Annotated in this window: 13 protein-coding genes; 11 read left to right on the top strand and 2 right to left on the bottom strand. The window is 66.0% G+C overall.

The window, feature by feature from the left end:
* The first annotated feature begins 37 nt into the window (after positions 1 to 37).
* The 4 genes from CXX84_RS06105 to CXX84_RS06090 all read left to right on the top strand — a co-directional run bounded on the left by CXX84_RS06105 (position 38) and on the right by CXX84_RS06090 (position 4,467).
* On the top strand, positions 38 to 1,240 hold the full coding sequence (locus tag CXX84_RS06105) for an ROK family transcriptional regulator (protein ID WP_102975785.1): 1,203 nt from the start codon (positions 38 to 40) through the stop codon (positions 1,238 to 1,240).
* 117 nt (positions 1,241 to 1,357) lie between these two features.
* The gene (locus CXX84_RS06100; protein ID WP_102975784.1) at positions 1,358 to 2,710 is read left to right on the top strand and encodes an extracellular solute-binding protein; all 1,353 of its coding nucleotides are present in this window, start codon (positions 1,358 to 1,360) and stop codon (positions 2,708 to 2,710) included.
* A 3-nt stretch (positions 2,711 to 2,713) separates the two neighbouring features.
* Positions 2,714 to 3,595 (top strand): carbohydrate ABC transporter permease, encoded by an 882-nt coding sequence (locus CXX84_RS06095; RefSeq protein WP_102975783.1) that lies wholly within the window; start codon positions 2,714 to 2,716, stop codon positions 3,593 to 3,595.
* Positions 3,592 to 4,467 (top strand): carbohydrate ABC transporter permease, encoded by an 876-nt coding sequence (locus tag CXX84_RS06090; RefSeq protein ID WP_102975782.1) that lies wholly within the window; start codon positions 3,592 to 3,594, stop codon positions 4,465 to 4,467. The genes CXX84_RS06095 and CXX84_RS06090 overlap by 4 nt, the downstream gene beginning before the upstream one ends.
* A gap of 19 nt (positions 4,468 to 4,486) precedes the next feature.
* Here CXX84_RS06090 and CXX84_RS06085 read toward each other — a convergent pair whose 3' ends face one another.
* Both CXX84_RS06085 and CXX84_RS06080 read right to left on the bottom strand, forming a co-directional pair.
* Positions 4,487 to 5,512, bottom strand: coding sequence for a metallophosphoesterase (locus tag CXX84_RS06085; protein WP_102975781.1), 1,026 nt, complete (start codon positions 5,510 to 5,512; stop codon positions 4,487 to 4,489).
* Positions 5,513 to 5,557: 45 nt separating this feature from the next.
* On the bottom strand, positions 5,558 to 5,761 hold the full coding sequence (locus CXX84_RS06080) for a hypothetical protein (protein ID WP_102975780.1): 204 nt from the start codon (positions 5,759 to 5,761) through the stop codon (positions 5,558 to 5,560).
* Positions 5,762 to 5,900: 139 nt separating this feature from the next.
* Here CXX84_RS06080 and CXX84_RS06075 point away from each other — a divergent pair, with 139 nt between their 5' ends.
* From CXX84_RS06075 to CXX84_RS06045, 7 genes are all read left to right on the top strand, one after another.
* Entirely contained in the window at positions 5,901 to 6,908 is a 1,008-nt protein-coding gene (locus CXX84_RS06075) for an AAA family ATPase (protein WP_102975779.1), read from the top strand.
* A gap of 7 nt (positions 6,909 to 6,915) precedes the next feature.
* Positions 6,916 to 7,818 (top strand): DUF58 domain-containing protein, encoded by a 903-nt coding sequence (locus tag CXX84_RS06070; protein ID WP_102975897.1) that lies wholly within the window; start codon positions 6,916 to 6,918, stop codon positions 7,816 to 7,818.
* Entirely contained in the window at positions 7,808 to 8,278 is a 471-nt protein-coding gene (locus tag CXX84_RS06065) for a hypothetical protein (RefSeq protein WP_102975778.1), read from the top strand. Before CXX84_RS06070 ends, CXX84_RS06065 begins: the two co-directional genes overlap by 11 nt.
* Positions 8,269 to 9,300, top strand: coding sequence for a vWA domain-containing protein (locus CXX84_RS06060; RefSeq protein WP_102975777.1), 1,032 nt, complete (start codon positions 8,269 to 8,271; stop codon positions 9,298 to 9,300). The genes CXX84_RS06065 and CXX84_RS06060 overlap by 10 nt, the downstream gene beginning before the upstream one ends.
* A complete protein-coding gene (locus CXX84_RS06055; protein ID WP_102975776.1) occupies positions 9,297 to 10,397 on the top strand; it encodes a vWA domain-containing protein in 1,101 nt (366 codons plus the stop codon). The genes CXX84_RS06060 and CXX84_RS06055 overlap by 4 nt, the downstream gene beginning before the upstream one ends.
* Positions 10,394 to 11,143 (top strand): hypothetical protein, encoded by a 750-nt coding sequence (locus CXX84_RS06050; RefSeq protein ID WP_102975775.1) that lies wholly within the window; start codon positions 10,394 to 10,396, stop codon positions 11,141 to 11,143. Before CXX84_RS06055 ends, CXX84_RS06050 begins: the two co-directional genes overlap by 4 nt.
* 326 nt (positions 11,144 to 11,469) lie before the next feature.
* On the top strand, positions 11,470 to 12,435 hold the full coding sequence (locus CXX84_RS06045; protein ID WP_102975774.1) for a methylenetetrahydrofolate reductase: 966 nt from the start codon (positions 11,470 to 11,472) through the stop codon (positions 12,433 to 12,435).
* Positions 12,436 to 12,506: the final 71 nt, after the last annotated feature.

The raw sequence follows: 12,506 nt of genomic DNA, 5'->3' as shown, positions 1-12,506 counted from the left end.
CCAATCCTCTCCGAGGCGCGGAACCAACCTGCCCAGGATGGGTGACTTCAACCTCACGGTGATCCTGGATGCCATCCGCCGGTCTTCCGGCGGACTGAGCCGGGTGGAGCTTGCCCAGATCGTCGGCCTGTCGCCGCAGACCATCTCCAACATTTCCCGGCGCCTCCTGGACCAGCACCTCATTGTGGAGGCCGGCAAGGAAGGCAGCGGGCCGGGCAAACCGCGCACCATCCTCCGGCTCAACCCTGGCGGCGTCTTCGCCCTCGGAGTGCACCTCGACCCCGCAGTGACCACTTTCGTTGTCCTGGACCTGGTGGGCTCAGTAGTGCGGCACTCCCGCATCAAGACACCCGGCGGCAACGACCCCGCGGCGGTTATCACCACCATCGCGGACCAGATCGCCCGGCTTGTGGCGGACTCCGGCGTCGACCAGGAACGGATTGCCGGCCTGGGACTCGCCGCACCCGGACCCATAGACCTGGACAACGGCACAGTCGTTGATCCGCCGCTGCTGCCAGGCTGGGACAGGGTGGAACTGCGCACTGCCCTCTCCGAGGCCACCGGGTACTCGGTGTTGGTGGACAAGGACGTCACCAGCGCTGCGGTGGCGGAAACGTGGGCCGGCGGTCCCAGCGGCTCCGGCAGCTTCATCTTTATGTACATGGGCACCGGCATAGGCTGCGGCATCGTGCTCAATGACGAAGTGGTGCGTGGAACGTCCGGAAATGCCGGCGAAATCGGCCACATCGTGGTGGACCCGGACGGGCCGCCGTGCGACTGCGGCTTGCGCGGCTGTGTAAAGTCCACCTGCATCCCGCAGGTGCTGGTGGCCGAGGCGGAAGATGCCGGCCTTTTGGACGGCTCCCGCCCGGGGAACAGCGGTGCCGAGATTGAGCAGAGCTTTTCCCGGCTGTGCGATCTCGCGGATGAGGGCAACGAACAGGCGCGCGCCATCATTGACAGGTCTGCCGTGCGGGTGGCGCGGGCAGCGGCGGTGGTCACCAACACGCTGGATGTCGAGCGCGTCGTGTTCGGCGGCCCGTTTTGGAGCCGCCTGGCGGAGCGCTACCTTGAAAAGATTCCGGCGCTGCTTGCTGCCCACAGTGACACCCGGCTGATCCATCCCATCGAGGTGGTGGGTACCGGAGTGGGCGATGACGTGGGTGCCATTGGCGCAGCCTCACTGGTCCTGGAACATACGCTGGCCCCTCGGGCCCAGCGGCTCCTTCTGGAAAGCTGACCCGACGGGCCGCGCAGGACGCCTTGCCTGCTGCAGGGCGCCAATCTAGCATGTGCATACTGTGCGGTTGGGGCCTGCCGCCAACGGGGCCGCCGCCATCGACTTGAATGGAGCGCCATGCGTCGCCGGGCCTTGAAGACCATGTCCCTCATCGCTTCCGCCGTGATAATCCTGACCGCGTGCAGTCCGGGCGACCCCGGCAACACGTCCACAACACTCAAAGTGGCGTACCAGAAAACGGATTCCTTTACCGCCCTGGACACCATGCTCCAGGCCGCCAAGCAGGAGTTCGAGGCGGCCAACCGGGATGTGACCGTTGAGCTGCAGCCCATCCAGGCCAATGACGACGACTACGGCACCAAGCTGGCCCTTGCCCTGCGCTCACCGTCCACGGCGCCGGACGTTTTTTATGAGGACACCTTTAAGATCCGTTCCGACGTGGACGCCGGCTACCTCCTGAAACTGGACAGCCACCTTGAGGGCTGGGAGGAGTGGGACACCTTTGAGGACGGCGCCAAGGCGGCCGGGCGGGCGGACGACGGCGGGACTTACGCAGTGCCGCTGGGCACCGACACCCGCGCCATCTGGTACAACCGGAAAGTCCTGGAAGCTGCCGGGGTCGCCCTTCCCTGGGAGCCGCGCAGCTGGCAGGACATCCTGGATACGGCACGGAAGATCAAAGCCAACGACCCCACCGTCATTCCATTCAACATGTACGCGGGCAAGGGAACAGGCGAAGGCACCGTGATGCAAAGCTTTTATGAAGTGCTGTACGGGACCGGGTCCACGCTTTACGACGAGGAAACCAAAAAGTGGGTGGTTGGCTCGGCCGGTTTCCGGGACTCGCTGGCATTCCTCAAGACCCTGTATGACGAACAACTGGCTGTTTCTCCGGCTGAAGCCCTGGACGCCAATGTGTGGAAGAAGGTGTTCGGCGAGTGGTTCCCGGAAGGCAAACTGGGCGCCACCGTGGAAGGGTCCTACGCGCCGTCGTTCTGGCAGGATGGCGGCAGTTACGCATGGCCCGGCTACGAACAGGAGATCGGCGTTGCCCCTTTCCCCACCCAAAACGGCCAGCCACCTGGAGCTGTGAGCATGTCAGGCGGCTGGACGCTCGCGGTAGGTGCGGGGACCAAGGAACCGGACCTGGCTTTCCGTTTCCTCACCACCGCACTCAATGAGAAGAATTCGCTCGCCTTCACCGTGGAAAGCTCCCAGATTGCGGTCCGGAAGGACGTGGCCGCCGATCCGGGGTACCTGGACGCCAACCCCTTCGTCAGGGACGTCTCCAAGCTTGTCCCCGTGACGCGGTACCGCCCCGCAACTGCCGACTACCCCCGGATCTCCGCGGCCGTCCAGGAAGCCACCGAAGCCGTGATCACGGGTACCAGATCGCCCGGGGAGGCGGCTGCAGAGTACGACGCCGCAGTGGCGGACATTGTGGGCGGCGACAAGACCGTCCGGAAGTAGCCTGTGCAGCCCCCTGTCACGGCACGGCAACTGCTTCGGTACCTGCCGGTGCTCCCCGCCGTCCTGCTCCTGCTTGTCTTTCTCGCCGGCCCCGTGCTCTGGGCCTTTCAGGCGTCCCTGACCGACGCCGGCCTGACCGGGCGCAGTGCCCGCAACCCGTCATGGGTGGGGCTGGAGAACTATCAGCGCCTGTTTGCTGATCCGGTGTTCCCGCTGTCTGTTCTGCTCACGGTGGTGTTCGTGGCAGGGTCGGCGGTGGTGGGCCAGAACCTGCTGGGGCTCGCCCTTGCCGTGCTGATGCGCCGGGCACGGCCGGCGGTGTCCGCCGCCGTCGGCACCACTGTGGTGGCCGCCTGGGTGCTGCCGGAAATCGTGGCCGCCTTCGCCGCCTACGCCTACTTCAGCGGCGACGGGACCCTGAACCAGCTGCTCGGCCGCCTGGGACTTGCCCGGCAGGACTGGCTGTATGCCTTTCCGATGATGGCCGTGATGCTTGCCAATGTGTGGCGGGGGACAGCCTTTTCCATGCTGGTGTACCGGGCGGCGCTCAACGAGGTTCCGGCAGAGGTGAGTGAGGCGGCCCAGGTGGATGGCGCGCACGGCTGGCAGCGGTTCGCGTTTATTACCCTGCCGATGATCCGCGGAAGCATCGCCACGAACCTGATGCTGATCACGCTGCAGACGCTCGCCGTCTTCACGCTCGTGTGGGTGATGACCGCCGGCGGACCGGCCAACGCCAGCACCACCCTGCCCGTCCTGGCCTACCTCGAGGCGTTCAAATTCGGGGACATCGGCTACGGGACTGCCGTGGCTTCGGTGCTGATCCTGATCGGCGCCGTGTTCGGCCTGGTGTACATCCGGCTGCTCAGGGAGACCAGGCCATGACAGTGCCCGCTCAAGCATCCCGGGTGCTGCGGTCCGGCAGGAATGCAGCCAAACGGCGCCGCGCCGGCAGCACCCCGGCCGACCTGGTGCTGCTCCTGATTGGCGCCTGTTTCCTGCTGCCCCTGCTGTGGCTCATCCTCGCTTCCCTCGACGCTGAAGCCGGGCACGAGCTGAAGCTTCCGGACCGGGCCGGCCTGGAGAACTTCGCCGCCGTGCTGACACCGGAGCTGCTGCTGAGGCCGCTCTGGAACAGTCTGGTGCTCTCCGGCGGAACTGCAGCCGTGACGGTTGTGGCTGCAGTGCTGGCGGCCTACCCGCTGTCCCGCTACCGGTCAAGGTTCAACCAGCCGTTCCTGTACACCGTCCTCTTTGGAACCTGCCTGCCCATCACGGCCATCATGGTCCCGGTCTACGGGCTCTTCGTCCAGTTCGAACTGCTCGACTCCATGCCCGCCACCATCTTTTTTATGGCCACTACCACGTTGCCCATGGCCATCTGGATGACCCGGAACTTCATGGCAGGGGTGCCGGTCTCGCTGGAGGAAGCGGCCTGGGTGGACGGCGCGTCAAGGATGACCGCACTGCGGACCATTGTGCTGCCGCTCATGCGCCAAGGTCTGGGTGTGGTGTTCATTTTCGTCTTCATCCAGGCTTGGGGAAACTTCTTTGTCCCCTTTGTCCTGCTCCTTTCCGAAGCCCGGCAGCCGGCGGCGGTGTCCATCTTCAGCTTCTTCGGTCAGCACGGTGCCGTGGCCTACGGGCAACTGGCCGCATTCTCCATCCTGTATTCCTTGCCGGTGCTGTTTCTGTACGTCATCGTGGCCAGGGGCGCCGGCAGCTCATTCGCCCTTTCAGGCGCGGTGAGGGGCTGACCGGCACCAGGGGGCCTGGCTAGGGTGCGGACCCGATGGTGAAGTCGTCCTTGAAATCTCCGGTGGTGGCCACAAATTCCGCGGTGAGTGACTTCTCGGTGAATTTCAGGTCCAGCAGGCCATAACTGGGGCTGGCGTTTTTCGCGGAGTAGGCAGCGAAATAGGGCGCTTCCTTGTCATCCTCGTCGATGTCCCTCAGCGCCACCCCGCCGGTGCCCACTGTGGCAAAGACCGTCCCGGCGCCCTTTGAAAGATTCTTCCCGTCGTCCTGGACGCAGTCCCCGCTGTAGGCACCCGGTTCGATCCGTGTGCAATCGCCTCCGCTGGTGAGCTGTTTGCTGCGCTGGTAGAGGTGTTCGTGCCCGTGCAGCACCAGGTCGACTTTCTTGTTGATCATCAGATCGGTGATGGCACGCCCGGCCTCGCACTCGTACCGCCCCATGGTCAGGCAGGGCGTGTGCATTCCCACGACCACCCAGGGGATGGACGCGGACCGGGCACCGTCGATGGCGTCCGCAGTCCATTGGTAGCGGGTACTGTCGGCGGAGTAGTCCAGGTCCCCTTCGGCAAAGGGGATACCGGGGGAAATCATAATGAACCGTGCGATGGGGTCCTGCTCCGGGACGTCGACGTAGTACTGCCGGGCGTAGGTGCCAACGAGTCCCGGCAACCTGTTGGGCAGGCAGGCTGCGAACTGGTTGATGTCGCCGTTTCTGCCATTGCTCTCGTGATTGCCCGCCAGAAGCTGGAACGGCAACTGCCGGCCCGCATTGGATGTCACCAGGTCGCACCAGGCCTGCTCAGTTCCCTTGGCCCCATAGGACATGTCGCCCAGCGCGAAATGAACATCCGGCTTGATCTCGCCAATCCGGGCCAGGACGCCGGCGGCTGCTTTACTCGAGGAATAGTCGCCCGCCGCGGTGACATGCAGCTCGGTGGAGCTCTTCTGCCAGGGGAGAATCTTCAGCTGCCATCCGACCAGTACGGCTACGACTGCCAGGATGACAGCCGCACTGATGATGGCGATTAACCTGCGCTTGCCCAAACGCACTCCTAGCCCCCGGTGTTTTGGTGCAAGTGTACGGTAAATCTAATCGATGTCCTCCAGCACAACGCCGTACGGGAGGGTTTCATCGAGGTGGGCCTGGTGGCCGGTGGATCCGGGGTTGTAAACAACCCGGACCCCGTGAAGCTTGTCTGCGGCTGACTGCTGGAGAACCGGCTTGACGGTGCTGATAAACATCTCGCTCTTGTCGGCGAGAAACTCCTTATAACTTGCTGGAAGCTCGCTCATGCCAAAAGGATAGCCCTCCCGCAAGGTGATGGGGAGGGGTCCCCATTGTCCCCGCTGCCCGGGCCGTCTTGGATAGGATGGCGGGCGGAGTGCAGCCGCCCGGCAGCCACGCCCAGCTATGCCACCAGGGGGAACGCCAGTGCTACAGAACAGTGTGTCCGCAAGAATCGAACCGGCGGAACTGGCGCGGGCACAGCAGGTGGCGGCGAATATCGCCGGCAGCTTTGATGCAAAGGTGGTGGGGCAGGCGCGGCTGCGGGAATCGCTGCTGGTGGGTCTGTTGACCGGCGGGCATATCCTGCTGGAAAGCGTCCCGGGCCTTGCTAAAACCACTGCTGCGCAGGCCGTGGCAGAGGCAGTCAGCGCCGACTTCAGGCGGATCCAGTGCACTCCGGACCTGCTGCCCAGCGACATTGTAGGCACCCAGATCTACGATGCGGCCCAGGGGACCTTCATCACCCAACTGGGTCCGGTGCACGCAAATATCGTGCTCCTGGACGAGATCAACCGTTCCAGCGCCAAGACGCAGAGCGCCATGCTCGAAGCCATGCAGGAACGCCAGACCTCCATCGGTGGCCAGGAGTATCGGCTGCCCTCGCCCTTCCTGGTGCTCGCCACCCAGAACCCCATTGAGCAGGAGGGCACCTACCTGCTGCCTGAAGCCCAGATGGACCGCTTTATGCTCAAGGACGTGCTGGACTATCCGTCCCCTGCCGAGGAGGCGGAGATCATCCGGCGCATCGATGCCGGCGTGTACACGCCGGAGCAGGCGCCGCCCGCGGCTGCTTCACTGGAAGCCGTCACCGCAGCCCAGCAGCTGGTCCGCCGCATCTACATCGATCCGGCCGTCATTAACTACATCGTGGGCATCGTCTTTGTGACCCGGAACGCCCTGCAGTACATCGATCCCCGGCTGGCCGGCTTCATCGAGTTCGGAGCCAGCCCCCGGGCCAGCATTGCCTTCAGCCAGGCGGCGCGGGCCGTTGCACTGCTGAACGGCAGGGACCACGTCATCCCGGAGGACGTCAAGACCCTCGCCCACCGGGTGTTGCGCCACCGCCTGATCCTGAACTTTGAGGCGGTGGCGGAGCAGGTGCAGGTGGAAACTGTGATCGATGCCGTCGTCGCTGCCGTCCAGACCCCCTAAGGCCGGCGTGACCAGCCTCCTCCACCGGGTGAAGTCCAACCTGGCCATCTTCGCGCACCGGAAAGCCCGGGGTGCGCTCGACGGCGAATACGGCTCGGTGTTCCGCGGCCGCAGCCTGGACTTCGACGACCTCCGTGCCTACGTTCCCGGCGACGAGGTCCGCGACATTGACTGGAAAGCAACGGCGCGCCACGGTTCACCGCTGATCCGGCGTTACGTGGCAGTCCGGCGGCAGACCCTCGTTCTGGTGACGGATACGGGGCGCAACATGGCAGCCGCAGCCCGCAGCGGGGAAACGAAGAAGGATATCGCCGTCATGGCGCTGGGGGTCATGGGCTATCTGGCCCACCGGCACGGCGACGTAGTGGGGCTGGTTTCCGGTGACGCGGAGGGCTCGACGGCGTTGCCCGCCAAAGGCGGCGAGGCCCACCTGGAGCGCCTCCTGCGGCAGGTGGATTCAGCCGCCACCCTGGACGCGGCCCCCAGCAGGATCGAGGACCAGCTGGAGCATGTGGCGCGGACCGTCAAGGGCCGCAACCTGCTGTTCGTCGTGGCCGACGAAGTGCCGGCGGGCCCGGCCACCAGCGAGCTGCTTCGCCGGCTCCGCGCCCAGCACGAGGTCCTCTGGCTCACGGTCCGGGACGCGGACCTGGCCCCGGCGGACCCCTCCCTGCAGCCGGACCGGACCGCCGGGGATTCCTACAGCGTTTCGGGGGGCTACCCCCTGGTTGCACATCTTGCCCGGGACCCGGCCGTTGCCGCAGCCTACGCCAGCGCCGTTGCCGAACGCGACACCGGCAGGACCACCATGCTGCGCAAGGCAGGAATTACGGAAGGCGAAGTGGCCGCCAGCCAGGGCGTGATAAATGCGCTGTTCGCGCTCCTGGAAAGGCACCGCCGTGCAGGCTGATCCCGCGTTCTATGGTCCCCTGCAGTACAGTCCGGGCTGGGTGTGGGCAGGAGCAGGACTGCTGGTCCTGGTGGCCTTGTGGTACGCCGTCGTGCTCGCAGCCACGCGCAGGCCCCGGGAAGTGGAATCTGACCGGCGTCCTGCCGGCTTGACGGACGTCGCTGCGCTCAAGGAGGCGTACCTGCAGCGGATCAGCGACGTCGAGCGGGATGCAGCCTCTGGAATACGGAATGCCCGCGACGCCCACCAGGAGATCAGCCTCCTGCTGAGGAGCTTCGTCCGGGATGTCACCGGAGTGGACGCACCCCGCATGACGCACGCCGATCTCGCCAGGCACCCTCTTCCGGCGGCCGCGGCCGTGGTCGGGGAGCTGTACCCGGCCGCCTTCGGTCCCGGGCCCCTTCCCGCCGTCGCCGTTTCGGCAGCCTCGGCCCGCAAGGCGGTGCAGGAATGGACCTGATGTGGTGGTGGCTCCTGCCGCCCGCGGTGCTGGCCGCGTGCCTGGCCGCGTGGGCAGCCCTGCGGCCTGACCGTGACAGGAACGTACGACGACGGCCCGTGGCGCATGCGGACCGGCTCACCCTGTTGCCGGAATACCAGGCGGCGCTGCGGCGGCACCGTCGATGGCTCGCTGTCGCCGTGCTCGCCTGCGCCTCGCTGCTGGTCTCCACGGCAGTGGCAGCCGCCCGCCCCATCGACGTGGCGACCACCCGGCCCGAGCAGCACAACCGGGACATCATGCTGTGCCTTGATACGTCGGGTTCCATGAGCAGTGCCGACGCCGCCGTCGTGGACGTTTTCTCCCAGCTCGCCGAGGAGTTCGACGGCGAACGGATCGGGCTGACCATTTTTGACAGCACCGCCATCCAGGTGTTTCCGCTGACCGATGACTACTCCTATGCCCGGGAGCAGCTGAAGCTCGCGCGGGACGCGTTCGATGGAAGGCCCGGCAGTTCAGGATTCCTGGACGGGACGTGGAGCGGCCGGGGGTCCTCACTGATCGGGGACGGCCTCGCGTCCTGCCTCAACAGCTTTCCTGCTGCGCCGGAGCAGGCGGGAAGCCTCAAGCCCAGCACCGGGCAGGATCCCGGCAGTCCGCCGCGCTCGCGGTCCGTCATCCTGGCCACGGACAACTTCCTCTCCGGGGAGCCCATCATGACCCTTGTGGAAGCCGTGGCAATGGCAAAAGACAGGGCAGCACGCGTCTACGCGCTCAATCCGGGTGACCTCGACTACGGCGCCGGCCGGGACCAACCAGGGGCGCAGCTTCGGGCCGCGGCGGAGTCTACCGGCGGCGCCTACTACGCCTTGGACGACCCACAGGCGGCAGCCGGCGTGGTACGGGGCGTGGAAGAAACGGAAAAATCGGCACTCCGGGGTTCACCCCGTGCCGTTGTAACGGATGAGCCCGGACTGCCGCTGGGCGTGGCCCTCCTGTCAGGACTGGTCCTCGGCGTTGCCACCTGGCGGTTGAGGCCATGACGCTGCAACCGATCCTGCCGTGGTGGCTGCTCCTTCCCTTCGCTGTTGGTGCTTTGGCTTTCCCGGGCTGGCGGCTTTTCCAGAACCTGCGGACGGGAACAGGGGCCGGGTCACGCGCAGGGCACGGGCTGCGGCAGGTCCTGCTGGTGCTGCTCCTTGCGGCAGCCGCGCTCCGCCCGGGCCTGCCCGGTGGCACGGCCCAGGCCGCCACAACCGACCTCAACGTGTTCTTCGTCGTGGACACCACCACCAGCATGGTGGCGGAAGACTACGGCAACGCCGGGCCAAGAATGGCGGGGGTCCGGGAGGATATCGCGGCCATTGCCGAAGAACTGCCGGGCGCGCGTTTCTCCGTGATAACCTTCGACACCACGGCGCACGTCCGGATGCCGCTGACCACCGACACCCTGGCGCTCGAAACCATCACGTCCGTGCTGGAACCCCAGCTGACGTCCTACGCCAAGGGAAGCAGCATCACGGCTGCCCGGCAGGTGCTGTCCGAACGGCTCACCGCTGCCAGGCGGAGCCATCCGGAGCGTCCCAGGCTTGTGTACTACTTCGGAGACGGTGAGCAGACCAGTGCGAGAGCGCCGGGGCCGATGGACCTGGGCGCTGGCCTGGTAGCCGGGGGAGCGGTGCTGGGCTACGGCACCGCCGGCGGTGGCAGGATGCGGGAAAACACCGGCGAAGAGTACGACGACGGATCCACATTTGCAGAGGATGCGCCCTACCTCCGGGACAGCAACGGTGAGGGTGCCGGGGACGCGCTCTCCAGGATCGATGAAGCCGGCCTCCGGCAGATTGCAGGGCAGCTGGATCTTCCTTACGTGCACCGGGCGGCCGGCGACCCGATAGCCCCGGTCATGCGGGACACCCGTCCTGGGGAGTTGCAGACCAGTTCAGTAAGGCAGCCGGATCAGAACGGGTCATTCAGCACACGGACCGAGGTCTACTGGGTTCCTGCAGCAGGAGCTTTCGTGCTTGGCCTGGGCGAGTTGTTCCTGCTCGTCCGCCAGTTCCGCGAACTCCGGGCAACGCCGGCAGGCTCTCCTCAAGCCGGGCGCCGCCGTGCCGCGCGGAAGGCGGAAGTCCGATGACCTCCGTCAATAACGGCCGGCACAGCAGGGCAGCACGGCGGCGCCTCCTCGCCTGGTCAGCCGTACCGGTGATCGTGGTGCTCTGTGTTGCCGCGAAACTGCTCAGCCTTGGCCTGCTGGGAGCCCGTGCAGCCAACGCCTATGAAACACACGATGCAGCATCTGTCCGGGCAGCGGCGGAAGGACTCCAGCCGGTGAACCTCATCGAACCCCATAAGGCGCCTTTTGCCGCGGGTAACGCCGAGGTCCTGGCCGCTGACTTCGGCGCTGCCCGCCTCCGCTTCGAGGAGGCATTGGGCCATATCCCGGCCACCCGGTCCGGAGCCGCCGATGCCTGCATCATCCGGGTCAACCTGGTCCTGGCCATCGAACGGCTCGGAGATGAAAGGCTCGCTGCCGAAGACCCTGCCTCGGCGGCCGGCCTGTTCGGTGAAGCGCTCGCGGCCGTGGCGGCGGCACCGGAAGGATGCTTTTCCGAAGGTCACCCGGCAGGGACCGGAGACCGGCTGGCCGGAGCTGAAGCCCGGCTGCAGGAGAAGCTCGACGGTGCAGGCCAGGAGCCGGCGCCAGCGCCAGGCCAGGAGGAAAAACCTCAGGAGCCGGACCAGGACTCCGTGCAGCAGGACAAGCTTAAACAGCTGGAAGACAGTGCCCGGCAGGCCCAGCGCGAACGCAACACCGGACGCGAACGGGAGGCGTACCTGGGGGAGACCGGGGACGGGCCAGGACCGGAGCGGCCGTGGTAGAGGGCACCGGAGCGAACAATGTTCCGTACAGGAGCAAAAGAATGCGTAAAACTGCGTCTTAATTCGGGAGCCAACTTGAACGCAGCACCGGCGCCTCCTAGAGTCTTATACAAGTTACCGAGGTAACGTGTCAGCGATCCTCCCTATGGAGGGTGTGGGTGCCCCCATGTGGGCCTGACATTTGCTCACGGACAACTTCGTTTCAGGCGTAACAGTCGCGGCTGCGTCCTGTGGAGTTTTTCCGTGTTCCCCAAACTCAAATCATTGCCGGCCCCGCCGTCGCTTTTGCCGACGGAGCCTTCAATGGCCCAAAGCCAAGGATGCAAATGTCTCCACCAAGCCTTATTGACACACACCCGAACCTCTCTGACGCCGCTCCGGTGGCACTCTCGTACGAGCTGTTCCCGCCACGTTCGCCGGCGGCTGCGGAAACCCTGTGGACCACCATCCGGGAACTCGAAACCACGGCACCGGACTACGTTTCGGTCACCTACGGTGCCGGTGGCTCCAACCGGGACACCGCCGTCGAACTCATCCACCGGCTCGTGCTCGAGACCACCCTCCGGCCGCTGGCCCACCTGACCTGCGTCGGCAACACGCCCCAGGAGCTGGCGGAGATCGTCGGTGACCTGCTGGACACCGGCGTGCGGGGCATCCTGGCGCTGCGCGGCGACCGGCCGCAGGACGGCGCACCGCCCGTCGCCGGCTCCCTGCGGTATGCACAGGACCTGATTGAGCTGATCCGCCGGGTTGAACAGCGCCGGTCTGCACTCCTGTGTGCCGGCAAAATCGCCGTTGGCGTGGCTGCCTACCCTACCCGCCACCCGGAATCACCCAGCGAGGACCACGACGTGGAGGTGCTGCTGGCCAAGCAGCGCTCCGGCGCCGACTTCGCCATCACCCAGGTCTATTTCCGTGCTGAGCAGTACGCTGACCTCCTCACCCGGGCACGTCGTGCCGGGGTGACCATCCCGATCATCCCGGGCGTTATGCCCTTCACCAGCCTGCGCCGGGTAAAGCGGCTGGGCGAACTCAGCGGCGTAGAACCGGCACCGGAGCTCGTGGCCCGCCTCGCCTCCGCAAACAGTGACGCCGAACAGCACAGGGTGGGCGTCCGCGCCACGGTAGACCTGGCCAAGGCTGCCCTCGACGCCGGCGCGCAGGGCATCCACCTGTACACCTTCAACGAACACCAGAGCGTGCTGGAGGTCCTGGACGAGCTGGCTCTCCCGCGACATTCCCGCTCCGCCGGCCGGCGCTCCACCATCCTGCAGCGCCAGCTCGCCAGCTGAGCCTTCTTCCCGGCCACAGCATTTCTGCAGCTGCCCACTTTTTTCTGACCATCTTCACCTACTCCACTTTC

This window comes from Arthrobacter sp. AFG7.2 (genome assembly GCF_002892835.1).
Classification (GTDB): domain Bacteria; phylum Actinomycetota; class Actinomycetes; order Actinomycetales; family Micrococcaceae; genus Arthrobacter.
Note: the sequence above shows the minus strand (reverse complement) of the source record. Positions and strands in the feature narration are given on the sequence as shown.